Genomic DNA, 26038 nt, shown 5'->3' on the forward strand with positions numbered 1-26038 from the left:
GGGGCCATCAGCGCAGCGCCTGCGGCACTGGTTCGTGCCGCAGGTAGCTGCGCCGGAACCGGCCGCTGCCGGCGGTCAGGGCCCGCAACTCCACCGCGTACCGCAACAGTTCCTGGTCCGGCACCTCGGCGCTGATCTCGGTGCCGTCGGCGCCGGCGGAGGTGGTTCCGGTCAGGCGTGCCCGCCGGGAGGACAAGTCGCTCATCACGGCGCCCACATGGTCCTCCGAAACGCTGATGGTCACGGACGAGACCGGTTCCAGGAACTGGATGCGGGTTGCCCCGGCCGCCTCCCGGAGAGCCAGCGCCCCGGCCGCCTGGAAGGCAGCATCGGAGGAATCCACGCTGTGCGTCTTGCCGCCGATCAGCGTTACCTTGATATCCACTACCGGGAACCCGGCCGAGACGCCTTTCTGCATCTGGGCCCGCACGCCCTTTTCCACCGAGGTGATGAACGGCCCGGGAATCACGCCGCCAACGGTCTTGTCGACAAACTCGAACCCGCCGCCACGGTCAAGCGGTTCCACCTCGATGTCGCACACCGCGTACTGGCCGTGGCCGCCGGATTGTTTGACGTAGCGCCCGTGCCCGGCGGCCGGCGCGGCAAACGTCTCCCGCAGCGGCGTGATGACCGGGACGCTCTGCAGGTTCACGCCCTGGTCCCGCAGCCTGCCCAAGACGACGTCGGCGTGCGCCTCGCCCATGCACCACAGGATCAGCTGGTGGGTTTCGGAGTTGCGTTCCACCCGCAGCGTCGGGTCCCCGGCCGTGACCTTCCCCAGGTTCCTGGCCAAGGCGTCCTCGTCGCCGTGCGTGGCGGCTTCGATGGCGACCGGCATAAGCGGGTCCGGCATGTCCCAGGCGGCCACCAGCAGCGGCAGCTCCTTGGCCGAAATCGTGTCGCCGGTCTCGGCGGTGCCCAGCTTGGTCAGCGCGCAGATATCCCCCGCGACGCAGAACGGCACTGGCCGCAGTCCTGATCCCAGCGGCGAGTAGAGGTGGGTGACCCGCTCGTCGCTGTCGTGGTCCTCGTGGCCGCGGTCGGCCATTCCGCGGCCGCCCACATGGATGGCGGCGTCCTCCCGCACCACGCCGGAGAAGACGCGCACCAGGCAGACGCGGCCAAGGAACGGGTCGATCGTCGTACGGACCACTTCACCGAGCAGCGGGCCGTCGGGGTCGCAGCCGAGCGCCCCGGCGGGCACCCCGTCGAGGTCGGTCGCTGCGGGGACGTCGCGCTCCCCCGGCGTCGGAAACGCACGCACCAGGACCTCGAGCAGTTCCGACAGGCCGAGTCCGGACTCCGCCGAGGCCGGCAGCACCGGATGGAAGGACCCGCGGGCCACCGCCGTCTCAAGATCGGTGATCAGGACGTCGGGGGCGATTTCCTCGCCTCCGAGGTAGCGGTCCATGAGCGTCTCGTCTTCGCTCTCGGCAATGATCCCTTCGATCAGCGCGCCCCGTGCGGACTCCGCGGCGGCGAGTTCGACGCCAGTCGCGGCCCGGGTGGCCGGCGCCGGTTCCGCATCACTGTAGTCGGAGACCGTGCCGGTCAGCAGTCCCAGCAGCCCGGTGACGGGACCGTCGGCGGGGACCGGCAGGTAGAGCGGAAGGATGGAGTCGCCGAATGCCAGGCGGCAGCGGGCGATGGCGGCGTCGAAATCCGCGCGCGGATGGTCCAGGCGGCTGATGACCACGGCCCGCGGCATCCCGAGCCGCTGGCACTCGCTCCAAAGCGCCGTGGTCGCTGCGTCGACATCGTCGGTGGCCGAGACGACGAACAGCGCCGCATCCGCCGCCCGGAGCCCTGCCCTCAGCTCGCCGATGAAATCCGTATAGCCCGGAGTGTCCAGGAGGTTGACCTTGATGTCCCCCACCATCACCGGCACCACCGCGAGCGCCACGGAGCGCTGCTGCGCGATGGCGGAAGGATCCGAGTCGCTCACCGTAGTGCCCTCGGCGATCGAGCCCTTGCGGGTGATGGCTCCGGTGGCGGCAAGCAGTGCCTCGGTGAGCATCGTTTTTCCGGAACCGGAATGCCCCACGAGTGCCACATTGCGGACCTTGTCCGGCTGTTCCGGCGGCGCGACGCCGTTGGCGTCTGCCCGCCGGAGGTCAGACGTACCCCGGACCGGTCCCCTTGACTGCGTCTTGGCGCCTTTCGATGGCATGAGAACCTCCCGGCGTCGCATCCACTCGTGCCCTGCAGGGCCTTGTGTTAAGGATTGGACACCCTGGGACGCCCGGACAGCAAGGTCTTTTTCAGGCCGTGGCCGGAGCAACCAGGGACCCGGAGGCTGCCCGGTTCCGGAGCCAACGGCCCAGGGCCTTGCCTTTGCCCTTCCACCAGCTGTCCTCGTCGCTGCCATAGTGCCACCGGAAGATCACAGCGACCATGACGAACACCCCGGCCGCGACCTCGGGCCAAGAGCCGGAGGCGGCATCGAGGAGCACGCTGATCGCCATGACCAGGATGGAAGGCAGCGCAAGTGTCCGGAACCACGTGTTGGCGACGTACCGGCTGCGGGATCGCGGCACGGAGACCGCGCGTACGAAGTCGAAGCACAGGCAGACGACCACCAGGGCCTGCCCCAGGGACATCAGGATGTGCCCCGGCAGGGAGCCGGCAAACAGCACGGCCGCCTGGAGCCCCGGGCTCACGGCGTGCCCGTCAAAGCAGCCGGCCGTGAAGAATCGGCAGTGGACGGATCATACTCGGTTGAATCATGCATGCGATGCCCCCCGGCGTCTACGCTGCTCCTGCGCTGGCTCCGCGCCCGGGCTTCCCGTAGGAGCTGTAGGCGTGTCATGCCAGCCTTTTCTGACACTCCAATTCAACGCGCGGAATGGGCATGAAGTCACGCAAATGAGGTACCCGACTATCGGATGGTCGGGTACCTGATTGCGTTCCGGTGTACTCGGTTCGCTCCTGCCGCTACTTGCCCCGGCGGATTCGCTCCACAGCCCGCCGGCCGGCTGATCGGGCAAAAAACAGACTTCTTGCTCCGTTGCTCCTGGTCGGCACACCTGCCCGGCACCAAGCCAAGGGCGAACTCGTCAAGAATCCGCTCCTGACCGTCATCAAGAATGTGGTCAACACGGGCGTCCCGTTCATGGTGATCCTCGTATATATCATCGGGTTGCCGATCCTGCGCGACATGCTCGCCGGCGCCCAGGGCGCCTGGTTCTCCGAGCTGTCCCCCGCCAACACCCGGACCTCCGGGGCATCCATCGGATACCAGTTCTCGGCCGCAATCTCCGGCTTCATCCCCCTCATCGCAGCAGCCACGGCCGCGGCCTGGAGCTGGAGCGGCGTGGCAATCGTCTACATGGCCTGCGGAGCCATCGGACTCATCGCCGCCCTGCTCACCAGGGAAACCTGGGGAAACCGCGAACGCGCCGCCGTCGACCAGCTCATCGCCGCCAGCAAGTAGGCCACGGCAGCCCCCCCACCGGACGGAACAACAGGACGCAACAACAGGACGCAACAACAGCTGGGCCCGGGACCACTGGTCCCGGGCCCAGCTGCGTGTCCTGGCCGATGAGTCCTAGCCCATGCCCCTCGGCCGCCACACCACCAGCGCCTGCGACCGCGCCTGCGGACGCTTGCCGCGGGCCAGGCTGACGACGTCGCCGGCGGTTCCTGCGGCGAAGATCCGCGAATCGGCCCCTTGGCGGCGCCGGCCCAGCTCCTCAGTCAGTTCGCCGACCCGGCGCTGCAGGGCGGCCACCTGGTTCTCCAGCTGCAGGATCCGCTTGATGCCCTCGAGCGAGACCCCCTCCTGGGAGAGCCGCTGGACCTCGCGGAGCATGTTCACATCCCGCTGCGAGTAACGCCGCGACTTGCCCGGGGCACGGCTGGGCGAAACGATGCCCAGCCGGTCGTACTGGCGCAGCGTCTGCGGGTGCATGTCCGCCAGTTCCGCGGCAACGGAGATGACGAAGATCGGCTGGTCGAAGTCGATGGCCATGGCTGGATCCCGTTCCTAGAGCCGGGCCTTGGCTGTCAGGCCCGCGCGGACGTCCTCATTGGCGGTGGCCGTGGCGAAGGCCTTCACGGCCTCCTCCGCTTCCTTGTTCAGCTTCCGTGGAACAGCGACGTCGATCGTCACCAGCAGATCGCCGGTGGCTTTGGCGTGCTTGACGCCGCGGCCCTTGACACGCAGGGTCCTGCCCGAGGGCGTCCCTGCCGGAACCCTGACCTTGACCGTGTCGCCGTCGATCGTCGGAACCTCGATGTCGGCGCCCAGGGCCGCCTCCGGGAAGGAGACCGGGACGTGGATCCGGAGGTTGTCGCCGTCGCGGACGTAGAATTCGTGCGGCTTTACCGAGACGGTGACCATGAGGTCGCCGTTGCCGGCGGGGGCGTACTGCCCCTTGCCGCGGACGCGGACCTTTTGTCCGTCCTTGATGCCGGCCGGGATGCGGACGTCGATGATCTCGCCGTCCGGTTCACGCAGGCCGATCGTGGTGCCGCGGATGGATCCGCCGAATGAGATCGAGGTCGACGCGGTGCGGTCCGAGCCCTTCTGCGGAGCCCGTTGGAAGGACTGGCCCCCGCCGCCGAATCCGCCGCCGCCGAAGAGATCTGCGAACTCGGGCGGAATGCCGCCGGCCGTGCTGTAGCCGCCGGAGTGGCGGCCTCCGCCGCCGGTAAAGAGGCCGCCGAAGAGGTCCTCGAAGCCAGCTCCGCCGCCGGCCCCGCCGCTTCCGCCGGGGGCAAAGCGTGCGCCGCCGCCCATGGCCCGGATGGCGTCGTACTGCTGGCGCTCATCGGGGTCCGAGAGCACGGAATAGGCCTCGGAGATGTCCTTGAACTTCTTCTCCGACGCGACGTTCCCCGCGTTGGTGTCCGGGTGGTGCTGCCGGGCAAGTTTGCGGTAGGCCTTCTTGATGTCGGCGTCGGAAGCGTCCTTGGCGACACCAAGGATCTTGTAGAAGTCCTTGTCCACCCAGTCCTGGCTAGCCAATGGCGTTTCCTTTCAAAAGTCGTGCAGAGTGCGTTTCGCAGATGATGGGCCCCCGCCCCTTCGCGTGGTGGCCTGGTCCTGACGGACCAAGCCACCACGCTCCGACAGGCCCGATGCCACTCCCGGGGCCCATCATCTGCTTCGCGCTGTTTCTCAACTCACTTTAGGCGAGCAACACGCTGGCGCGGAGGCCGGATAGGGGGCGGCGGTGTGGAGGGCACCGCGAAGCGGGCACCGCCCCCTATCCGGCGGAGCGCCAGAGGCAACCTACGCCGGTACCGCCACGATCACCTGGGCCGCGCGGAGGACGCGGTCGCCGGACTTGTAGCCCGAGCGCAGCACCTGGCTGACGGTGTCGATTTCGATATCCGTGCCGGGCTGCTGGATGAGGGCCTCGTGGATGGTCGGATCGAACTCCACGCCGGTCTCATCGATGCGGACCAGTCCGTACGTCTTCAGCGCAGCCTCCAGTTTGGCGGCGATCGCGGCGAAGGGGCCGTCCGCGAGGTCGCCGTGCTGGCGGGCGGCGTCGACGTCGTCCAGCACCGGGAGCAGGGAGTTCAGGACGCCGATGACGGCCATCTCCCCCGCCACGGCCCGGTCGCGTTCGACCCGCTTGCGGTAGTTGACGTACTCGGCCTGCAGCCGGCGGAGGTCATTCCTGAGCTCCTCCGCCGCGGCCGCGTCAACGCCCTGGGCTACAGATTCCGCGGCGGGCACCTCAACACTGTTGAGGATGTCCTCTGCCTGGGACAGGGCGTCCCCGGAGTCTGCCGCGGCAGCGGCGTGATCCTGGCCGGGGTGGCGGGCCTGGCCGGTCTTCGGATCAACCTTGCGGTTGTCGTGGATCACCGGCTTCTGCGGCTCGTTCTCCTGCTGTTCCGCGTCGCGCCGGCTCTCGGAAGAACCGTGCTCTTCTTCGTTACCGTGGTGCGGCATGATTACTTCTTCTCGTCTTCGTCAACGATTTCGGCGTCGACGATGTCCTCATCGGAACCGGCTGCCTGCTCGCCCGCGGGGGCACCCTCCGCGCCGGTGGCGCCGTCGGGGGATCCGGCGTGGGCATAGATGGCTTCGCCGAGCTTGCTCTGGGAAGCCTGCAGCTTCTCGAACGCGGTCTTCACGGCGGCGTCATCGGTGCCTTCGAGGGCTTTCTTGAGCGCGTCGACGTCGGCCTTGACCTCGGTCTTGACCTCTTCGGGCAGCTTGTCGGCGTTGTCCGCGATCAGCTTGTCCACGGAGTACGCGAGCTGTTCGGCCGTGTTGCGGGTGTCGGTGGCCTCGCGGCGGGCCTTGTCCTCGGCTGCGTGCTCTTCGGCGTCGTGGACCATGCGGTCGATGTCTTCCTTGGACAGCGCGGTGCCGCCGGTGATGGTCATGGACTGTTCCTTGCCGGTGCCCTTGTCCTTCGCCGAAACGTGCACGATGCCGTTGGCGTCGATGTCGAAGGTGACCTCGACCTGCGGGACGCCGCGGGGGGCCGGGGCGATGCCGGTCAGTTCGAAGGTGCCCAGCGGCTTGTTGTCGCGGGTGAACTCACGCTCGCCCTGGAAGACCTGGATGGCCACGGACGGCTGGTTGTCATCCGCGGTGGTGAAGGTTTCGCTCCGCTTGGTGGGGATGGCGGTGTTGCGCTCGATCAGGTGCGTCATGATGCCGCCCTTGGTTTCGATGCCCAGGGACAACGGGGTGACGTCGATCAGGAGCACGTCCTTGCGCTCGCCCTTGAGGACACCGGCCTGCAGGGCGGCGCCGACGGCGACGACCTCATCGGGGTTGACGCCCTTGTTGGGCTCCTTGCCGCCGGCCAGTTCCTTGACGAGGTCGTAGACGGCCGGCATGCGGGTGGAACCGCCGACGAGCACGATGTGGTCGATCTCGGAGAGCTTGATGCCGGCTTCCTTGATGACGTCCTGGAACGGCTTCTTGGTGCGGTCCAGCAGGTCCTTGGTGAGGTCCTGGAACTTGGCGCGGGTCAGCTGCTCGTCCAGGTGGACCGGGCCGTCGGGGGTGACGGACAGGTACTGGAGGGAAACGTTGGTGCTGGAGGAGGAGGAGAGTTCCTTCTTGGCCTGCTCCGCGGCTTCGCGGAGACGCTGCAGGGCGATCTTGTCCTTCGTGAGGTCGATGCCTTTGACCTTGAGCTGGTTCAGCAGGTATTCAACGACGCGCTGGTCCCAGTCGTCGCCGCCGAGGTGGTTGTCACCGGCGGTGGCGCGGACCTGGATGGTGGAGAAGTTGTCCTCATCCTTGCCGACCTCCAGGAGGGAGACGTCGAAGGTTCCGCCGCCGAGGTCGAAGACCAGGATGAGTTCGTCTTCCTTGCCCTTGTCCAGGCCGTAGGCCAGGGCGGCCGCGGTGGGCTCGTTGACGATGCGCAGGACGTTCAGGCCGGCGATTTCTCCGGCCTCCTTGGTGGCCTGGCGCTGGGCGTCGTTGAAGTAGGCCGGCACGGTGACGACGGCGTCGGTGACCTTTTCACCGAGGTAGGACTCGGCGTCGTTCTTAAGCTTCATGAGGATACGGGCGGAAATTTCCTGCGCCGTGTACTTCTTGTCGTCAATGGCGACGGTCCAGTCAGTGCCCATGTGGCGCTTGACGGACGCGATGGTGCGGTCAATGTTGTTGACGGCCTGGCGCTTGGCGATCTCGCCGACCAGGACCTCGCCGGACTTGGAGAAGGCAACAACCGACGGCGTGGTGCGGCCACCCTCGGCGTTGGCAATGACGGTGGGCTCGCCACCTTCGAGAACGGAGACGACGGAGTTAGTGGTTCCGAGGTCAATACCTACTGCACGTGACATGGATTGTTTCCTTACTTCCTAGGAATCTTGCGGAGATGGCCGCGGACCCGCAGTGACTCTAACCGCAAGGGCTCTAACCGCAACGGGTCCGACCGTTATTGAGCGATCTACACTCAACTTTACCCAGAGGGGGACATAAGTCAATTTAAAGTTGAGCGAAGTCGACTCAACTTTGCTTTCCCGTCCTGCCCGAGGCAGCTCCCCGCCGCCTAAATTCCCCTCAATCCAGCCCTTCCGGCGCGTCCAGGGCGGCGTTTCGCCCTGCGCGAACCTGCACCCTGGGCGCAGGGGCACAGGGGCGCAGACCATGGCAGGGGACCAGCCGGCACCCGCGCCGGCTGGTCCCGCCAGCTTTGGTCTCGTTAGTTGTCGCCCCGAGCGGCGTCGCCGTCGGCAGGCTCTCCCGTTGCCGGCCGGGCGGATCGCTCGGGACGGGACGTACCGGCGCTCCCGTAGTCACCTTCGGGGTATTCACCTTCCTCGGCGACGCCGGCCGACTCACCGGCGACGCCGGCGGGCTCACCTGAGACCCCGGCGGGCTCACCTGAGACCCCGCCCTCGCCGTAGTCGCCCTCGGGATAGTCGCCTTCCACGTCGCCGACGACGGCGGCTCCGGCCACGCCGGCCTCGCCATAGTCCCCCGCCGCGTACTCCCCCTCGACGGCGGTGGGCGGGAGTTGGCCGGCCGTGCCGGCGGAGCCGTAGTCGCCCTCAACGTATTGCCCCTCAGGTGCCGCGGCCTCTGCCTCAACTTCCGCGGGACCGGCATCGACGTTCCGCGGCGCCGCTTCTCCGGGGACATTCTCTTCAGGCGTGTTCTCTGCCGGCCTGTTCTCTTCAGGCCTGGTCTCTTCAGACATGGATGGATCCTTCCTGGACGCATCTGGCGCGCCCGTGCGGGCGCAGGGGCAGTCTATCGAGCGCCACGGCAGGGCAACAGGGGAACCTGCTTTACCGGGCAGCGCCGGCCGCCGGCAGGCCCGCGACGTCGGCCAGCACCGCGAGGTGGTGGCCGAAGAGCTCCTCCCGGGCAGTGAACGTGCCTGGGCCGTACTGGCCGAAAACCTCGAAACTGACGGCGCCGAAGAGTGAGGTCCAGGCCAGTGCGCCGCGGGCCAGGAGGTCATCCGGCACCGCCAGGCCGAACTCGGCGCGGATTTTCGCCAGGTCCCCCGCCAGTCCGGCGGCCATGGCAGGACCCCGCCGGCCGGTCGCGGCGAGCCGCCCGGCCCGGAAGGCGCCGTCGAGGATTCCAATTAAGGCCGTAATCACCCTCGTCCCGGGGCCGGTGGTCCGCTCCGCCGGGGCCTGGTAACCGGGCACCGGACTGCCAAAGAGCAGGGCGTAGCGCGATGGCTCGCGCAGCGCCCAGTCCCGCACCGCGCCGCCCAGCGCCGCGAAGCGCCCGCCGAAGTCTTCCTCCGGCACGGCCCCGACGGCGGCATCCACCGCATCGCCAAGTTCGTTGTACGCATCAATCAGCAGAAGGGTCAGCAGCTCCTCGCGGCTCTCCACGTAGCGGTAGACCGCCGAAGAGACGACCCCGAGATCACGGGCCACGGCACGGAGGGACAGCGCGGCGGCCCCGTGCAGCGCCAGATGCTCCCGGCCCAGGCGGACGATATCGGCCACCGTCTGGGCGCGGGCACGGTCGCGCGGGGTGCGCAGGCGCACCGCCGCCGGGGCCGCTCCGGCCGGGCCGGCCGCAACGCCGGAGTCTGTCGCGCCCGCAATCCTGTCCTCTGGCATGAGTCCAGCATTCCACATCCAAGAGCACTGACAACAAATGTGAGCACTGCTCTTGACTTGTCGGCAGCGGCGTCGCATCCTGAATGGGAGAGCACTGCTCTCGTTATTTGAAAAGGAGATCGGAATGTCCCAACCTGCACCCTCCGGGCACCAACCGTCCCGGCTCCACGTCGTCACAGGGGCCGGGCCGGTGGGCTGGACCGTCTCCGAACAGTTGGCAGCGGCGGGACACCGGGTGCGCCTCCTGACAAGGTCCGGCAGCGGACCCGCCCACCCGCTGGTGGAACGAGTGTCGATCGACGTGTCCGAGCCCGCCCGGCTCGGCGAGGCCTTCCAGGGCGCCGCGGCCGTTTTTCACTGCATCCACGGCTCGCGGTACAACGCCGAGGTGTGGGCCAGGGAACTCCCGGCCGCCGAGCTGAATGTGCTCGCCGCGGCGGGCGCAGCGGGCGCCATCGTGGTCTTCCCGGAAAGCCTGTACTCCTACAGCACCCCGGAAAACATCATGACCGAGGACAGCCCCCGGCAGGCGCAGGGCGGCAAGCGCGGAGTCCGGACCGCACTGCTCGCAGCCCGGGCGGCCTCCCCCACCGCCACCGTGAGCATGGTGGCCGGCGATTTCTTCGGGCCGCGGGTCCGCAACTCGCACGCCGGCGAGCGCATGGTCCGGCCCGTCGCGGCCGGCAAGCCAATGCAGGTGATCGGGCGGGCGGACCAGCCGCATTCCTTCACGTACGTTCCGGACCTCGCGGCCGCCATGATTGCGGCGGCTGACAGGCCTCAGGTGTGGAACCGGGTATGGCATGCGCCCACCGGACCTGCACTGACCCAGCGCGAGATCGCGGGGGCATTCGCCAAGGCGGCCGGCGCCCGGGCACCGCGTGTCACCGGAGTTCCCGGGTGGGCGGTGAGGGCAATGGGAGTGTTTTCTCCGGATATGCGGGACCTGGCCGAGACCCTGTACCAGTTCGAGCACCCCTTCGTCACGGATTCCATGGCGAGCCAGGCTGCCCTGGGGCTGACACCGACCCCGCTGGACGAGGCAGCCGCCGCCACCGTCGCCTGGTGGGGGGACCAGGGACAGTGACGGCGGCTGCGGTCTTCGGTTCCGCCTAGCGGACCCCGGCCTCCTCGTTTTCAGCCGGATCTGCCTTCGGATTTTCGGCGGGCAGCGTGGCCCGGGCGCCATCGCCGGCCACGGCCCCGCTCCCGGGCCGGCCGAGCTTGCCGGGCCACCAAAGCCGCGGGCCGATGTCGTAGGCCAGCGCGGGCACCAGCAGGGAACGGACCAGCACCGTGTCCAGCAGGACGCCGAACGCGACGATGAAGGCGAGCTGGACCAGGAACATGATCGGGATGACGCCGAGGGCCGCGAACGTGGCCGCCAGGACCACCCCGGCAGAGGTGATGACCCCGCCTGTCACTACGAGGCCGCGCAGGATGCCGGCCCGGGTGCCGTGCTTGAGGGATTCCTCCCGGACCCGGCTCATCAGGAAGATGTTGTAGTCGACGCCCAGTGCCACGAGGAAGACGAAGCCGAACAGGGGCACCGTCGCGTCCGCGCCCGGGAAGCCGAAGACATTGTTGAACACGAAGGCGGAGACGCCCATCGCCGCGGCATAGGACAGCACCACGGAGGCGACCAGCAGGACCGGCGCGAGCACCGAGCGCAGCAGCAGCATGAGGATGACCAGGATGACGCCCAGGACCACCGGGATGATGGTGACGAGGTCGCGCTGGGCAGTGGTGTTGGTATCCAGCGCCGTGGCCGTCACACCGCCGACCAGCACGCCGCTGTCTATCTTCTTCAGGTCCTGGCGGAGCGACACCACGGCGTTTTCGGCCTCGGCGGAGTCCGCGGCGTGGTTCAGCGTCGCGTTGATCAGGACCTTCCCGTCCCTGATTGCGGGGGCAGCCGGTGCGCCCGGGGCGCCGGTGATGACCGGGGCGCCGCCTTCGGCCAGCAGATAGGCGTCTCCGACGCCGTCGCTGGTCTGCAGTTTCGCCAGAACCTCTTGGGCGTTTGCCTCGTCGGCCACGATCACCGCGGGGCTGCCGGACCCGGCGTCGAAGTGCCGGCCCAGGGCATCCTGCCCGTCGACGGCGTTGGAGGCGGTGAGGATGACGTCGGTCTGGGCGACGCCGTTGGCTTTAAGCTGCAGGACGCCGGTAGCGGCTACCAGGAGCAGCAGCACCGAGGCGACCCAGACCGTGCGCGGCCGGCGGGATACGAGCGAACCGGTGGCCCGCCAGAGTCCCTTCTGGCCCTCGAGGCCGGTGACCAGTTCCGGCTCCCGATCGGTTTCCGGGAGCAGCTTGGGCCTGAACGGCCAGAACGCGGCCCGGCCCAGCAGTGCCATCAGGGCCGGCAGCAGGGTCAGGGCGGCGAAGAGCGCGCAGAGGATGCCCGCCGCCGCCACCGGGCCGAGGGCCTTGTTGGAGTTGAGGTCGGAGAACAGCAGGCAAAGCAGCGCGATGATTACGGTGGCGCCAGAGGCCAGGATCGGTTCCCAGGCCGCCTTCCATGCGGTGACGGCGGCGGCCGTCCGGTTGGTGGTGTGGGTCAGGGCTTCGCGGAACCGGGCCACATACAGCAGTGCGTAGTCGGTGGCTGCGCCGATGACCAGGATGGACAAAATGCCCTGGCTCTGGCCGTTCAACTGGATCCAACCGGCCTTGGCCATGCCGAACACCAGCAGGATCGCGGCGCACAGCGCGAAGACCGAGGTGAACAGCACCATGACGGGCAGCAGCAGGGAGCGGTAGACAATCAGCAGGATCAGGAACACGGCGCCCAGGGCCACGAGCAGCAGGATGCCGTCAATGCCGGCAAAGGCACTCACAAGGTCCGCGGTGAGCCCGGCCGGTCCGGTGACGAAGGTCTGCATTCCGGCCGGCGCGGAAGCCCGGACCTCGTTGCGCAGTTCTTTGACCACCGTTTTCACTTCCGCCGAGGAAGCAATGGGCACCACGAACTGGACTGCCTTGGCGTCCTCGGAGGGGATGGGACCGATCACCGTGCTCCCGGCCTGCAGGGCCTCCAGCTTGCCCTTGAGGGCCGCGGTCTCGCGGAGCTGGGCCGGAGTGAAAGCGGAGTCACTCTCAACCACGATCACTGCCGGGATCTCCTTGGAGTCCCTGAACTTGGCCTGCCAGTCCGCGGCCTCGGTGGCCTCGGCTCCGGCGGGAAGGAACGATGCCTGGTCATTGGATGACACCTCGCTCAGGCGGCCGAATGTAGGGCCGCCGACGCCGGCGATGGCCAGCCAGGCCAGGACGAGCACTGCGGGGACCAGCCAGCGCAGCCAGAACGGGACACGGGTCGCCGCGGACGAAGTCGTTTTCATGTTTCCTTCCAGGGTGCGCCTCGGAGTGGGAGCAGAGATCAACTCCATAGTAGACTATCTCCATCATAGAGATAACCCATCGGCCGGGGCACCGGAGGAGAATAGAGACAGCCGGCGTCAGGCCGCTGCGCAGACCCTGCAGTAGACTCCCGAAGGCGCCGTCGACAGCGCCGACCTGCCGCGGTCAGACCGCCGGGGCAGGATCAAGGGACGAAGGAGGTCCGCCGTGTCAGCCGAATCCCCGGGCCTATCCGAAGACGCGGCCTCGCCCAGGAACACAGTCCCGCCCGAAGCCGCCGGTCCGCCGCCCCTCGTCCGGCTCCTGCAGGAATTCACCCTCGAAGCCAACCGCTATGTGGACTCCGCCGGCGGCCGCAATGACATGCACCGCACGGACCTCAACGCCCTCGCCGTCATCATGCGGCACGCGGCGCGGGACCAGATTGTCACTCCAGGGGTGCTGAGGAAAGAGCTGAACCTCAGCTCCCCGGCCACCACCGCACTGATCGACCGGCTCCACAGTTCCGGCCACGTGGTCCGTGAGCGCGAGGGCGCTGACCGCCGCCAGGTGCAGCTGCGCATGACGCCCAAGGCCTACCGGGACGGCGGCGCAATGTTCCTGCCGCTGGCCCGCCATATGGGTGCAGCCATGGCGAACTTCACGCCGGAGGAACTGSAGATCGTCACCCGGTTCATGAACTCCATGATCGATGCCACTGTCCGGGCGGGCGAGGAAGCGGCCCGCGGCCCCGGGCCGGAGCAAGCGCCGGGGCAGCGCCCCGGCTGAATCGCGGCCCGGACGTCACGGATGGGCGGCGGTTTGCGGCCGGCGACCGGGGAGCGCCTCCGCCAGTGCAGAAGGCGCCGTTTCCGGCATCGTTTCCTGTTCTGGGGTCCCGCCAAAGCGCCTGCCGACGCCGACGGCGGCCGCTGCCAGTGCCAGCGGAACCCCCAGCGCCCAGCCGCTGAAGATCAGGACGGCCACCATGACCCCGGCCGCCACGATTACGCCGTACCAGGCAACGGTCCGCGGCTGCAGCAGCCGAATGCCGGCCGCCAGCCCAAACGCGGTGACGGCCGTGAAACACGCCGAGGCCGCGCCGATCTGGAACTGCATGTCGGTGAGTCCGGCGACGGCGGCAGCGAAGGACAGCAAGGTCAGGACGGCCAGAGTTGCCAGGCTTGCGGCGGGTACCTGTCCCCGCCCGGCACCGCGTGCAAGCGCGGGCGGCAGCACGCCGTCGGACGCCAGAGCAGCCCCGAGCCGGCTGGCCCCGGCCACGAAGGTGTTGATGGGGCCGAACGTCAAAACCGCCGCCGCAACCGCGGTGAGCGGGGCCGCCAATGAGCCCAGCCCTTTCTCCAGCAACGCCGCGACGGGCACCGCAGTAGCGGGCAGTTCCGGGCCGAGGACGGCCACCGAGGCGGCGACAACGCCAATGTAGACCGCGCCCACCACAATCAGCGTGAGCCACGTGGCCCGTCGGAGATCGCGCCCGGGGTTCCGGAACTCACCGGCCAGGTGCGAGACGGCTTCCCAGCCGGCGAAGCAGAAGAACAGCAGGCTCGCGGCACCGCCGACCGCCCAGTAGCCGTGCGGGGCGAAGGGCTGGAAATTTTCCGCATTGGCGTGCGGTGCCGCGAGCACGACGGCGAGCGCGAGCAGTGCCACCAGCAGCACCATGAGCGCCAGTTGCATGCGGCTGGAAACCCTGATGCCGACGGCGTTGCTCGCGAAGGCGGCCAGCAGGATCACCGCCGCCGCGAGGACTGCGGTGTCCCGGCCGCCGCCGGCAGCGTGGGCGATGTAGTTGCCGCCGATCACGGCCGTAGCCGGGGCGCCGAAGGGGATCGAAAAGTAGAAGAGGTACCCGGCCACCACCGAGGCGCGGCGACCAAAGGCACGCTTGACGAAGTGGGCGATCCCGCCGGCGTCGGGCTGCTGGCGGCTCATTTCGGCGAAGCTGAAGGCAACGGGAACGCAGAACACCAGCAGGACGGCCCAGGCCAGGAGCGACGCCGGGCCGGCCTCCTTGGCTGCGATGGCGGGAAGCACCAGGACACCCGAGCCCAGGATCGCGCCGACATAGATTCCGGTGGCCCGGAACAGGCCCAGTCCGTTGCCGGCGCCGCTGCCGCTGCCGTCATTTTTTCTGTTGACTTTCACCCCTCCATTCATCCGTAGAATCACCGGCGCCGGAAGCGGCAAAACTGACGGCCACCCGCAAAAAACTGCCTGCCGCCGCGCGCCTGCTGACCCGCAGTCGGGGGTCCACCCTTTTCCGGGCGAGGGAGGGTAGCGTTCCATTATGAGTGCGCAGCAGCCTGACGATGTGTACACGCACGGCCACCACGAGTCGGTGGTCCGTGCCCATGCCTCCCGCACGGCGGAAAACTCGGCAGCGTTCGTGCTCCCGCATCTGATGCCCGGGACCTCCGTCCTCGACGTCGGCTGTGGGCCTGGCAGCATCACCTGCGACTTCGCGGAGCTGGTGGCGCCGGGCAGGGTCACAGGCTTGGACCGCTCCCCCGACATCATCGCCCAGGCCGCGGCCCTCGCCGTCGAGCGCGGCGTGGACAATGTCGGCTTTGCCGCCGGCAACATCTACGACCTCGACTTCCCGGACGAATCCTTCGACGTCGTCCACGCCCATCAGGTCCTCCAGCACCTCACGGACCCGGTCGCGGCGCTGCGGGAGATGCGCCGGGCGGCCAAGGCAGGCGGGATTGTGGCGGTGCGCGACGCCGACTTCCACGGCATGAGCTGGTACCCGGCCATCCCCGAGCTCGACGACTGGATGGAGCTCTACCAGCGAATCGCCCGTCGCAATGGCGCCGAGCCCGACGCCGGCCGCCGGCTCGTGTCCTGGGCGCAGGCCGCCGGCTTCACGGATGTGGCGCCGTCCAGCAGCAACTGGCTCTACGCCACTGGGCATGAGCGGCGGTGGCAGGCCCGGGTGTGGGGCGAGCGGGTGCTGCATTCGTCCTTTGCCGACCAGGCGCTCGAGTACGGCCTGGCCAGCGAGGCGGACCTGGCCCGGATTTCCGCGGGCTGGCACCGGTGGGGCTCCACCGACGACGGCTGGTTCCTGATTCCCAACGGCGAGGTCATCGCCCGGGCGTGAGCGGCGGCCAGCGGTCACAGCACCGGCACAGCCCGCCGAAAGTGCAGCCATAACTCCGCGCCTGAGGCTGGGTACAGGCCGAATCCTCGGCCGGCCCGGAAGCCCGGGCCCCAGCAAAGGAGTTTCACCATGGCAAAGATCAACAAGACCACCGCGGGCATCATGCTCGCTGCGGTGATCGGCGGCGGCGCCATCGGCGCATCGGCCATCCCCGCGATGGCTGCAGATTCCACCGGCAGCTCGTCCTCGACCCGGGCCACCGACGGCTACGGCACCGGGGGCCAGCGCGGCCCGCACCAGGCCAACGGAAAGACGGAGGAGGTCCTCACCGGCGACACCGCCACGAAGGTCGAGGCGGCGGTAAAGGCCGCCCAGCCGGATGCGACGATCGAGCGGATGGAGACCGACGCCGACGGCGCCACCTACGAAGCCCACATCACGAAGGCGGACGGCACGCGCGCCACTGTCCTGCTGGATGCGAACTTCACGGTGACCGCAACCCAGGAAGGCCAGGGCGGCCCCGGCGGCGGCCATGGCGGCCCCGGGGACACCGCCACGGATGGCTACACGTCCAACGGCTAACCCTTAGCGGGTCTTGGGCGCGCCCTTGCACGCCCAAGGCCCGCGATCCTGGCGGCACGGCCGGCCTCCGGGGCATTCACCGTCGAGTTGCCGGCAGCCATTCCCTGCTTCCGGGTCTGCGGATAGGGTGCATTAGACATCTGCACTGGAGACCACGGCAAGGAGAAACCCATGCGCAAATTGACGGCCGGCCTTTTCTGCTCTGTGGACGGCGTGGTTGAAGACCCGTTCAAGTGGCAATTCGACAGCTTCGACGAGGAGCTCGGCGCCGGGATGGGCGAGATGATGGGCCGGATCGACACTGCGCTCCTCGGCCGCGTGGGCTACGAGCAATGGGCAGAATACTGGCCCAACGCCGAAAGCGACGCGGACTTTGCCGGATTCATCAATCCGCTGCCGAAATTTGTCGCGTCCCGGACCCTGACAGGCGAGCTGGAATGGCAAAATTCACGCCTGATCGAGGGCCCGCTGGAAGACTTCGTCGCGGCCCTGAAGAACAGCGACGGCGGCGAAATCGGGATCTTCAGCAGCATTTCGCTGGTCCACCAGTTACTGTTCGCCGGGCTGCTCGACACCTTGATGCTGATCGTCCATCCCGTGATCGCCGGCAGCGGGCGGCGGCTGTTCAACGACGGCGATGCCCTCACCCGGCTGGAGCTGCAGTCGTCCCAGCAGACCAGCAAAGGCAACATGATTCTCAGCTACGGCCTCCGCCGCGACTGACTCCCGTCATCAATCGGACCCGCCACGGCCGGGACCGTAAACTTACCTGGTGCAACCCTCCCTTTGGCTGGCCCTGGCCGGCGCCGGCGTCCTGATCAGCTTCACTCCCGGCGCGGGCGCCATCAACACCATGAGCAACTCCCTGAACTCGGGATTCCGACGGTCCCTCTGGGGCATCCTGGGCCAGCAGGCCGCCCTCGTGGTGCACATCCTGATCGTGGCGCTCGGCGTCGGGGTGCTCGTGGCGAGCTCACCGGTTGCCTTCAACGTGATCCGCTACGCCGGCGCCGCCTACCTGGTCTACCTTGGCATCCGGCAGTTCCTGCACAAACCGGACCTGGACCAGGAGAAGGCCGCGGCCCTGCGCAACGAGCCGGGCCTGTCCATGTTCCGCCGTGGCCTCTGGGTCAATCTGCTCAACCCCAAAGCCGTGGTCTTCTTCCTGGCCTTCATGCCGCAGTTCATCCGGCCGGAGCAGCCGCTGCTGCCGCAGTACGTGGTCCTGGCCGCCACCGTGATCGTGATCGACGTCCTGGTCATGTGGTTCTTCTTCGCGGCTGCGGCCCGGTCCTTCCAGCGCTTCACCCGCGACGCCCGCGGACAAAAGGTCCTGAACCGGACGTTCGGCGGGCTCTTCGTCGGCGTAGGCGTCCTCCTGGCCGCAATCCACTAGGCACCGCGGCCGCCGGCGTCCCGGCACCGGCGGCAGGTCAGAGCCCGGGCGCCACCGACAACGCCTGCGCCGTTCCCGCCAGTTCGGGAGCTTCCCGGGCCACGATTTCCTCGACGTAGGCAGTGGCAGCGTCCGCGAGCCCGTCGTAGAGGCGGACAAGGAGTTCCCTGGCCTCGGTCCGCGGCCAGGCTTCCGGCAGGAGCTCGGCGGGAAGATCAGGGTCGCTCCACGGGAACGCCCGCCAGGCGTCCATCAGCTCGGTCCTGGCCCTGAAGGCCTCCGCCGGGCTGACCGTTCCGGCGTCGAGGCGTTCGGCCCAGGGCGTGAATTTTTCGGTAAACGGCCGGTATTGTTCCCTGAACTCCTGCGGTGACCAGGCCTCGACGAGCCGCTTGCCGCGGAGGCTCGATTCAGCGGTGCGGAAGATGACGTAGTCGTCCACGCCGTAGCCCTTGCAGGTTTCTTCGAGTTCCTCGGCGTGGTCCCGCGGAGACACCCACAGCGCCCCGAACAGCGGCGCGAATCCGCGCCAACGCAGGCGTGAGCGGAACATTTCGCGGACATCCCGCGACGTCTCCGGAATCGAAAACGCGATGACGGTCCAGTGGCCGTCCCATTGGCGGGACTGTTCGCCGAAGACGGAGACCTGCTCGAGGCCGTGGCGGAGCCGGTTGCGCGCCCCCGGGGTGATCCGGTAGCGCGACGTTCGCCCTGCACTGGACTGTTCGAGTACGCCCCGGGACGCCAGGCGGCTCAACGCCGTCGCCGACGCCGAGGCCGTGATTCCCAGGCCCGCGGCCAGGGCGGCGATGAGCCGGGACGGCAGCCATGCCTCGCTCTTGAACCAGTAGTCAACCAGCAGGGTGAGCAGCTGGTGCTGGGTGGACGGCCCCTTCAAAGGCCGCGGAAAGTCGATGGCCAGGTCCGGGTCCATGCCGGGCAGGGAGGCCGGCCGCTCGCTCATCACGCCTCCATCATGCCAGTCACATCCGCCTTCATTTTATTTTGCACTTAGATTGACGGACGCCAATTCAAGTGCATACTATTGCACCAGAGTGACGGAGGCCACAGCCGACCCCGCCCGCCCTGCTCAGCATGCGAGCCCAAGATCTTCCCCCAGCCCCACCTTCCCGTGCCATATCCCTGCCCACCTAAGAGATCCGCAATGACCGCTGGTCCCATCGTTCCGCCGACGCCGTTGACGCCGCCCGCGGACCAGGCCCGCCCCGTTTCCGCCGAGGGAACCAAACATGCCCGCCGCGCCGCCACCGCCAGCTTCATCGGCAGCACCCTGGAGTACTACGACTTCTTCATCTACGGTTCGGCATCCGCCCTGATTTTCAACAAGATCTTTTTCCCCGGCATCGATCCCGCTCTCGGCACCATCCTGTCCATGGCCACCATCGGCATCGGCTACGTCATCCGCCCCCTCGCGGCCAGCGTGATCGGCCATTTTGGCGACCGCATGGGACGGCGCCAGATGCTGGTCCTGACGCTCGTGGTGATGGGCGTGGCCACCTTCCTCATCGGCTGCCTGCCGCCGGCCTCCGTCATCGGCGCGGCCGCCCCGGTCCTCCTGGTCGTCCTGCGCGCGCTTCAGGGCGCCTCCGCGGCCGGCGAATCAGTCGGCGCCGTCACCATGACCATGGAACATGCGCCCAGCAATAAGCGGGCCTTCTACAGCAGCTGGGTCAACACCGGCGCCGTGGCCGGGATCATGCTCGCCTCCCTGGCCTTCCTGGCTGTGTCCCTCCTGCCGCAGGAGGACCTGCTCAGCTGGGGATGGCGGCTGCCGTTCCTCGCCAGCATCCTGGTGGTCGCCGTCGGGCTCTGGATCCGCCTCCGGTTGCCCGAATCCGAGGTGTTCGAAGCCGCGAAGGAAGCGGAAACCGAGGAGGAACTGCCCATCAAGGTGGTTCTCCGCGACCACTGGCGCACTATCGTCAAAGTCATCTTCTTTGGGCTCTGGAGCGTGGTGTCGTCGGTCTTCGCGGCCTTCGGGCTGGCCTACGCCACCGGAAAATTCGGGATCCCGTCCGCCGCCATGCTCGGGGTCACCATCGCCACGGCCGCCCTGGGCATCATCGCCCAGCCCTACGCCGGCATCCTCGCGGACCGGATCGGCCGCAAGCCGGTCTTCATCACCGGCAACATCATTTGCGCCGCGGCCGCCTTCGCCTACTTCTGGTCCATCAGCACCGCGTCCATCCCGCTGATCTTCGCCAGCGGCATCCTGTTCATGACCGTGGGCTACGGGATGGTCAACCCGCTGGGCCCGGCCATGACGGCCGAAATGTTCCCCACGAAGATCCGCTACTCCGGCGCCGCCACGGCCTCGCAGCTGGGGCTCGTCGTCACCGGTTTCGCGCCGGCCATCGCCGCGGCCATCGTACAGCCCGGCCCCACCGGATGGATTCCCGTGGCCGCCTTCACCGCGGCCTGCTGCCTTGCCTCGGCAGCCGTCACCGCAATCTGGGTCAAGGAAACCTACAACGTCCCCACCGAGGCGCTGGGGACCAGGGAATCCGCGAACGCTTAAGTCCTGATCCCAGGACAAAAGCGGAGGGGAACGGCCGGGTGATTCTCGGCCGTTCCCCTCCCGTCGTGAACAACCCACAGCCCTCGAACAAACCACACGCCCTGAACACGCCAGTGAGGAAACCTTCCGTGACACCGAGCCCCGCGCTAAAGCCTGTGCTGATTGAACAAGACATCGAAACCCGGATGCCGGATGGCACCATCCTGCGATCCACGGTGTACCGCCCGGCGGACGGGGAACCGTGCCCGGTGCTGCTGACCAGGACGCCCTACGGACGTGACCTCTCCGTCAACTCCGCCTACTTCAACCCCGTAACCGTCGCGGCGGCGGGCTACGTGGTCATCATGCAGGACTGCCGCGGGCGCTTCGGCTCCGACGGGGTCTTCGACCCGTCCGCCAATGAAGCGTCCGACGGCGCCGCGACCGTCGAGTGGGCCGCACTGCTGCCGTACTCCAATGGGGCTGTGGGGATGTGGGGGCGGTCGTACTTCGCGGAGAGCCAGTGGCGGGCGGCGTCCCTTGCCCCGAAGGGGCTCGCTGCCCTCTCCCCCGGCATTTCCGCCGGAGCCAACGCAAACAACGGTTCCCTCTACCGCGGCGGGGCCTACGAGCTCGGCAGCCGGCTGAGCTGGGGCCATGCCTCTGTCTCTGCCAGCGAGCTCCTCCGCGAATTTGCCGACGACCCGGAACGGCAGGGCAAGGAATTCCAGGCGTGGCTGGATCTGGACCGCTCATTTTCCGACGGCAGCGCCTTCGACACCTTGCCGCTGCGGGATCTCTCGGCACAGCTTGGCACATTCATGAACCGCCATGTCCTCCCCTCGGCCGGGGAGTCGCCGGGCAACAGCTTCACGCGCCTGTGGGACGAAGCATCCAGCAAGCCGGTGGCGTTGCCGACGCTGCACATCGGCGGCTGGTTCGATATCTTCTGCCCCAGCACCCTCTCCCAGTACTCGATGCAGCTCGAACACAGCAAAACGGGGGCCGCGCCCGCGCCCCGGCTTATCGTGGGCCCCTGGACCCATACGAACTTCTCCGCCGGCTACCCCGACGTGCACTTCGGGGTGAACGCTGCCGGGGGCATGATGAACGGCCTGGGGGATCTTTCCGGGCTCCAGACGGCCTGGTTCGATTCCGTCCTCAAGGGCGAGCCGGAGCGGCTGGGGCAGGTGCCGCCGGTCCTGCTGTACTTCATGGGCGAAAACCAGTGGCGCGGTTTTGAGGAGCTGCCTTCGCCGGGCAGCCACCGCGCCTGGTTCCTCGGCGTGGACGGGACGCTGCGGGACACGCCGGGATCCGGCGGTTCCGTCGGCTACGACTACGACCCCCTGGACCCGGTTCCCGCCGAGGGCGGCGCCACCATGATCCACGGGGCGTACCCCGCAGGCCCGGCCGCGCAGCATGCCGTGGAAGCCCGCGCCGACGTCCTGACCTTTACGGCAGAGGCGTTCGAGGAGCCGGTCACCCTGTTCGGCGAGGTCAGCGCCACGTTCTTCGCGGCCTCCACCGCTGTGGACACAGACTTCGTAGTGCGGCTCTGCCGGGTCACTCCAGATGGAACATCCCTGGGCATTGCCGACGGCATAGTCCGCGCGTCCTGGCGGGACAGCCATGCAGGCACAGGGCTGTGGGAGGCCGGCCACGAGCCCTCCCCGATCGAACCCGGCCGGCCGTACGAATACACGGTCAGTCTCTGGCAGACGGCCTGCACCTTTGCCCCCGGCGAGCGGCTCCGCGTCCAGGTCACCTCCAGCTGCCACCCGCGCTGGGACCGGAACCTCAACACGGGCAAGCTGGCCTATGACTCCGCCGAGACACTCGTTGCCCGGCAGTCCATCCTGTTCGGCGAGGGCCACCCCAGCCGGCTGACGGCTGGAATCCTGTGAGCGCGCCCTCGCCTGCAGCCCCGGAAGCACCCGGGCTGACCTTCCTTGCGGAACTCTCCGTCACCGTCGCCGAGCCGATCGACGTCGGGCCAACACCGGAAGGCCACCGGCGCGTCATACCGATCACCGGCGGAACGGTCAGCGGGCCGGTCCTGAACGGGCGGGTCCTCCCGGGCGGCGCGGACTACCAGCTCCTCCGGAGCGCCACGCTGACGGAGCTGGACGCCCGGTACGTCCTGGAAACCGACGACGGCGAGCGGATCTTCGTGCACAACACCGCTCTCCGGCACGGCTCGGCCCGGGACATCGAGCTGTTGAACTCCGGCTCCGCCGTCGACCCTTCAAAGATCTACTTCCGCTGCTGGCCACGGCTCACCACTGCCTCCCCCGCCCTGGACTGGCTGAACACTCGCCTCATGCTCGGGACGGGCGAACGGCGGCCCGGCCGGGTGGTCATCAGGATCTTCACGGTCGATTAGCGGCCGCCCGGCCGGCCGGGCACAGGCAGGACCGGGGCTGCTTCACCGCAGCCCCGGTCTTTCCGTGTGCTTCCTACGCTCGCGCCAAGGGCGTCCCCGCTCCCCTGTCAGACGGGGCCGGGCGCCAGCTTCCGAAGGTCCGCCTTCCGGATCTTGCCGCTCGCTGTCCGGGGCATCTCGTCCACGAAGACGACGGACTTGGGGATCTTGTACCTCGCCAGCCGGCCCTCCAGGTGGGAGCGGAGCTGTTCTTCCGTGAGCCGGGCGCCCTCCCGCAGCAGCACCACGGCCCGCGGCACCTCGCCCCATTTCTCGTCCGGCATCCCGATCACCGCGACGCTTCCGACGGCGTCGAGCTCGGCGATGGCCTGCTCCACCTCGGCCGGGTAGATGTTCTCCCCGCCGGAGATGATCATGTCCTTGAGCCGGTCGGAGATGAACACGAAACCGTCCGGGTCCTTGTAGCCCATGTCGCCGGATTTGAACCAGCCGTCCGCTGTGTAGGAGTCCGACGAGGCCCCGGGCCGGTTCCAGTACTGGTGGATGACGTTGGGACCCTTGATCTGGAGCTCCCCCACCGTTGCGGGCGCAGCGGGCCCGGACGCCGGGTCGAGGGGATCGGCCACCCGGACATCGGTGAAGAAATGCGGCAGTCCGGAGGACCCGGCCTTGTCCCGGGACCTCGCCGCCGGCAGCGTGGTGGCGCCCGGGGCCGTCTCGGTCATGCCGTAGCCGTTGGAGAAGCGCAACCCCCTCCGCTCGTAGGCTTCCAGGACCCGCATCGGCACCGCGGACCCGCCGCAGGTCAGTTTGTTCAACGAGCTGAGGTCCGTGGCGTCCCAGTCCGGGTGCTCGCACAGCATCTGGTATGTCGTGGGCACCCCGCTGATGGTGGTTGCGTGGTGCTGCTGGATCAACTCGAGGGTCCGGCGGGGATCGAACTTGGCCTCCAATATCACGGTGCCGCCTTTGAGGATCGTGGGCAGGACGCCCATGTCCAGGGAGGCGACGTGGAACATCGGGGAGATCATGAGGGCCACGTCGGTGGAGGCAAAGTCGAAATCGACCAGAACGTTGACGCAGTTCCACGTGATGTTGCCGTGGGTCAGGAGCGCTCCTTTGGGGTTTCCGGTGGTTCCGGAGGTGTAGAGGATCATGGCGGCGTCGTCCAGGCCCACGGGCTCGTCCGGCGCCAGCGCCGCACCGGACGCCATGACGGCCTCATACGCCTCCACTGCGGTTCCCCGGCCAGCACCGCCGTCGGCCCCGCCGTCGGGAACCGTTGAATCGGGCAGCGTTGAATCGGGAACTGTTTTGGCTGGCACTGTCGACTCGTCGACGACGATCCGCGAACCCACAGCGGTCTCCGCCGAGCCGCGTTCCGCAAGCACCGCGAGCGCCGCCGAATGGACCAGCAGGACAGCGCCGCTGTCCCGGAGCTGGAACTGGATCTCGGGCGGGGCAAGCCGGGTGTTCAGCGGGACGAAGACCGCCCCGGCCAGGCCGGCGGCGAAGAGGGTCTCCAGGAAGGAGGGATCGTTTTCGCCCAGGTAGGCCACCCTGTCGCCCCTGACTACGCCGCGGTCCCGGAAGGCGTTCGCGAGCCGGGCGGAACGGTCCGCGAGCTCGATGTAGCTGAGACTGCGTTCCCCGGCGATGATTGCGGTCTTGGTGCCCGACTTCGGGCGGCGCCGTTGCAGCCACGAGCCGATGCCAAAATTCTCCACGGAAAATCCTTTCTAGTTAGTCGGTAGCGCCAGCGGGCCGGGCTAGGACCGGACAGCCTGCAGATCGTTGTTCTTGGGCTCTCGAGTCAGCAGGATGAAGACGATCGACACGACGGACATGATGGCCAGGTACCAGACCACGGCGGCGGTGTCCTGTCCGGAGTCCTTGAAGATCTGCGCCACGATGCCCGGCGTGAATCCCGCGCCGAGGAGCGTGGCGAGCTGGTAGCCCAGCGAGGCGCCGGTGTAGCGCGAGGTGGTGCCGAACTGCTCGGACACGAACGCTGCGAGCGGGCCGAACAGGGTGGAATGGATCATGAGGCCCACGGCGAAGGCCACGAAGATCAGCCCGATGTTGTTGGAGGACAGGAGCTGGAACATCGGTGTGAGGTAAAGGATGAAGAGCACCAGGCCGCCGACCATGACGGGCCGCCGGCCCAGCTTGTCGGAGAGCCGGCCGCCCATGATCACGAAGGCGATGGACACGAAGGAGGCGGCCGCGAAGGCGTAGAGCACGCCCTGCCGGTCCGCGCCCTTGGACACGGCGTAGGTCACGGAGAACGTGGCCAGCACCACCTGGAGGGCAAACCCGGCCGCGCCGGCCAGCATGGTGAAGATCAGAGTCTTGGGCCGGCGCAGGACCTGCAGGAGCGGAATCTCCCGGCGCGCCGACGCGCTGCCCGGCACCGTCGGCCGGGTGTTGTCCCGTTCGGCATGTTCCCGTTCGGCTTTCTCTTGTTCCAGTGCCGCCTTGAAGATGGGGCTTTCGGAGACCTTGAGCCGGACGAACATGCCGATGCCCAGCAGGACGAAGGACAGCAGGAACGGCACGCGCCAGCCCCAGGCCAGGAACTGTTCGTTGGGCAGGGCCGCGAACGCGCCCATGACCAGGGTGCCCAGCACCGCGCCGGTGGGGGCGCCGGCGTTGACGAACGAGGCCGCGAAGCCGCGCTTGCCCGATTCCGAATGCTCCAGCGCCATGAGGGCGGCGCCGCCCCACTCCCCTCCGACGGCAATGCCCTGGCAGACCCGAAGGATGACGAGCATCACGGCACCCCAGGCTCCGGCTACCGCGGCCCCGGGCACCAGTCCGATCAGGGTGGAGGCGATGCCCATGACCAGCATCGAGACAATCAGCATGTTCTTGCGTCCCAGCCGGTCGCCGAAGTGGCCGAAGATGATGCCGCCGAGGGGCCGCGCCACGTAGCCGGCGGCGAACGTCCCGTACGCGGCCACCACCCCCACCCATTCATCCGCGCCGGAGAAGAACACCTTGGGAAAGACCACCGCGGCGGCCGTGGCATAGAGCAGGAAGTCGTAATACTCGATGGTGCTGCCGAGATAGCTGGAGGCGATGACGGTCCGTGCTTCACGGCGACGCGTACCCGCGTCCATGGCCTGCAACTGCGAAATTTGGGACATCGTTGTTCCTTAT

23 protein-coding genes are annotated in these 26038 nt (G+C 68.1%); 10 read left to right on the forward strand and 13 right to left on the reverse strand.

Going from position 1 to position 26038, the window contains the following annotated elements; translation table 11 throughout:
- Positions 1 to 7: 7 nt before the first annotated feature.
- The gene (locus AC1D1W_RS06330) at positions 8 to 2170 is read right to left on the reverse strand and encodes an elongation factor G-like protein EF-G2 (RefSeq protein ID WP_243180601.1); all 2163 of its coding nucleotides are present in this window, start codon (positions 2168 to 2170) and stop codon (positions 8 to 10) included.
- A gap of 91 nt (positions 2171 to 2261) precedes the next feature.
- Positions 2262 to 2660, reverse strand: a complete 399-nt coding sequence (locus AC1D1W_RS06335) for a hypothetical protein (RefSeq protein WP_243180600.1) — start codon at positions 2658 to 2660, stop codon at positions 2262 to 2264.
- 347 nt (positions 2661 to 3007) lie between these two features.
- Between AC1D1W_RS06335 and AC1D1W_RS06340 the strand changes: the two genes are divergently transcribed.
- Positions 3008 to 3433, forward strand: coding sequence for a hypothetical protein (locus tag AC1D1W_RS06340; RefSeq protein WP_476943234.1), 426 nt, complete (start codon positions 3008 to 3010; stop codon positions 3431 to 3433).
- A 114-nt stretch (positions 3434 to 3547) separates the two neighbouring features.
- Here AC1D1W_RS06340 and AC1D1W_RS06345 read toward each other — a convergent pair whose 3' ends face one another.
- The 6 genes from AC1D1W_RS06345 to AC1D1W_RS06370 form a co-directional block, all read right to left on the reverse strand.
- Positions 3548 to 3970 (reverse strand): heat shock protein transcriptional repressor HspR, encoded by a 423-nt coding sequence (locus AC1D1W_RS06345; protein ID WP_028275425.1) that lies wholly within the window; start codon positions 3968 to 3970, stop codon positions 3548 to 3550.
- Between the two features lie 15 nt (positions 3971 to 3985).
- On the reverse strand, positions 3986 to 4969 hold the full coding sequence (locus tag AC1D1W_RS06350; protein WP_243180598.1) for a DnaJ C-terminal domain-containing protein: 984 nt from the start codon (positions 4967 to 4969) through the stop codon (positions 3986 to 3988).
- A gap of 267 nt (positions 4970 to 5236) precedes the next feature.
- Positions 5237 to 5908: a nucleotide exchange factor GrpE gene (locus AC1D1W_RS06355; RefSeq protein WP_028275424.1), complete on the reverse strand. Its 672-nt coding sequence runs from the start codon at positions 5906 to 5908 to the stop codon at positions 5237 to 5239.
- 2 nt (positions 5909 to 5910) lie between these two features.
- Positions 5911 to 7773, reverse strand: coding sequence for a molecular chaperone DnaK (gene dnaK, locus AC1D1W_RS06360; protein ID WP_223915273.1), 1863 nt, complete (start codon positions 7771 to 7773; stop codon positions 5911 to 5913).
- Positions 7774 to 8135: 362 nt separating this feature from the next.
- Positions 8136 to 8633, reverse strand: a complete 498-nt coding sequence (locus tag AC1D1W_RS06365; RefSeq protein WP_476943235.1) for a hypothetical protein — start codon at positions 8631 to 8633, stop codon at positions 8136 to 8138.
- A gap of 91 nt (positions 8634 to 8724) precedes the next feature.
- Positions 8725 to 9522, reverse strand: coding sequence for a TetR/AcrR family transcriptional regulator (locus AC1D1W_RS06370; RefSeq protein ID WP_476943236.1), 798 nt, complete (start codon positions 9520 to 9522; stop codon positions 8725 to 8727).
- 124 nt (positions 9523 to 9646) lie between these two features.
- Between AC1D1W_RS06370 and AC1D1W_RS06375 the strand changes: the two genes are divergently transcribed.
- Positions 9647 to 10609, forward strand: a complete 963-nt coding sequence (locus AC1D1W_RS06375; protein ID WP_476943237.1) for an NAD-dependent epimerase/dehydratase family protein — start codon at positions 9647 to 9649, stop codon at positions 10607 to 10609.
- Between the two features lie 25 nt (positions 10610 to 10634).
- Here the strand turns inward: AC1D1W_RS06375 and AC1D1W_RS06380 are convergent, their stop codons facing one another.
- Entirely contained in the window at positions 10635 to 12869 is a 2235-nt protein-coding gene (locus tag AC1D1W_RS06380) for an MMPL family transporter (protein ID WP_243180595.1), read from the reverse strand.
- A gap of 226 nt (positions 12870 to 13095) precedes the next feature.
- Here AC1D1W_RS06380 and AC1D1W_RS06385 point away from each other — a divergent pair, with 226 nt between their 5' ends.
- Positions 13096 to 13656: a MarR family winged helix-turn-helix transcriptional regulator gene (locus AC1D1W_RS06385; protein ID WP_476943238.1), complete on the forward strand. Its 561-nt coding sequence runs from the start codon at positions 13096 to 13098 to the stop codon at positions 13654 to 13656.
- A gap of 15 nt (positions 13657 to 13671) precedes the next feature.
- On the opposite strand, the gene AC1D1W_RS06390 is transcribed toward AC1D1W_RS06385, so the two are convergent.
- Entirely contained in the window at positions 13672 to 15036 is a 1365-nt protein-coding gene (locus tag AC1D1W_RS06390) for an APC family permease (RefSeq protein WP_476943239.1), read from the reverse strand.
- A 142-nt stretch (positions 15037 to 15178) separates the two neighbouring features.
- On the opposite strand from AC1D1W_RS06390, the gene AC1D1W_RS06395 reads away from it, so the two are divergent.
- From AC1D1W_RS06395 to AC1D1W_RS06410, 4 genes are all read left to right on the forward strand, one after another.
- Positions 15179 to 15994: a methyltransferase domain-containing protein gene (locus tag AC1D1W_RS06395; RefSeq protein ID WP_243180592.1), complete on the forward strand. Its 816-nt coding sequence runs from the start codon at positions 15179 to 15181 to the stop codon at positions 15992 to 15994.
- Between the two features lie 129 nt (positions 15995 to 16123).
- A complete protein-coding gene (locus tag AC1D1W_RS06400) occupies positions 16124 to 16576 on the forward strand; it encodes a hypothetical protein (RefSeq protein ID WP_243180591.1) in 453 nt (150 codons plus the stop codon).
- 171 nt (positions 16577 to 16747) lie between these two features.
- Positions 16748 to 17299: a dihydrofolate reductase family protein gene (locus tag AC1D1W_RS06405; RefSeq protein ID WP_243180590.1), complete on the forward strand. Its 552-nt coding sequence runs from the start codon at positions 16748 to 16750 to the stop codon at positions 17297 to 17299.
- Between the two features lie 49 nt (positions 17300 to 17348).
- Entirely contained in the window at positions 17349 to 17972 is a 624-nt protein-coding gene (locus AC1D1W_RS06410; RefSeq protein ID WP_028275416.1) for a LysE family transporter, read from the forward strand.
- A gap of 37 nt (positions 17973 to 18009) precedes the next feature.
- On the opposite strand, the gene AC1D1W_RS06415 is transcribed toward AC1D1W_RS06410, so the two are convergent.
- Positions 18010 to 18936 (reverse strand): PaaX family transcriptional regulator, encoded by a 927-nt coding sequence (locus AC1D1W_RS06415; RefSeq protein ID WP_028275415.1) that lies wholly within the window; start codon positions 18934 to 18936, stop codon positions 18010 to 18012.
- 201 nt (positions 18937 to 19137) lie between these two features.
- On the opposite strand from AC1D1W_RS06415, the gene AC1D1W_RS06420 reads away from it, so the two are divergent.
- The 3 genes from AC1D1W_RS06420 (at position 19138) to AC1D1W_RS06430 (ending at position 22876) form a co-directional block, all read left to right on the forward strand.
- Complete coding sequence (locus tag AC1D1W_RS06420; RefSeq protein WP_243180589.1) at positions 19138 to 20511, forward strand: MFS transporter; 1374 nt, start codon at positions 19138 to 19140, stop codon at positions 20509 to 20511.
- A 128-nt stretch (positions 20512 to 20639) separates the two neighbouring features.
- Complete coding sequence (locus tag AC1D1W_RS06425) at positions 20640 to 22397, forward strand: CocE/NonD family hydrolase (RefSeq protein ID WP_476943240.1); 1758 nt, start codon at positions 20640 to 20642, stop codon at positions 22395 to 22397.
- Positions 22394 to 22876: a DUF3237 domain-containing protein gene (locus AC1D1W_RS06430; protein ID WP_476943241.1), complete on the forward strand. Its 483-nt coding sequence runs from the start codon at positions 22394 to 22396 to the stop codon at positions 22874 to 22876. The genes AC1D1W_RS06425 and AC1D1W_RS06430 overlap by 4 nt, the downstream gene beginning before the upstream one ends.
- Positions 22877 to 22983: 107 nt before the next feature.
- Here the strand turns inward: AC1D1W_RS06430 and AC1D1W_RS06435 are convergent, their stop codons facing one another.
- Together AC1D1W_RS06435 and AC1D1W_RS06440 are read right to left on the reverse strand one after the other, a co-directional pair.
- A complete protein-coding gene (locus tag AC1D1W_RS06435; protein ID WP_476943242.1) occupies positions 22984 to 24603 on the reverse strand; it encodes an acyl-CoA synthetase in 1620 nt (539 codons plus the stop codon).
- A gap of 42 nt (positions 24604 to 24645) precedes the next feature.
- Positions 24646 to 26025, reverse strand: coding sequence for an MFS transporter (locus AC1D1W_RS06440; protein ID WP_476943243.1), 1380 nt, complete (start codon positions 26023 to 26025; stop codon positions 24646 to 24648).
- Positions 26026 to 26038 lie beyond the last annotated feature (13 nt).

This window comes from Arthrobacter sp. P1_B4 (assembly GCF_056406555.1).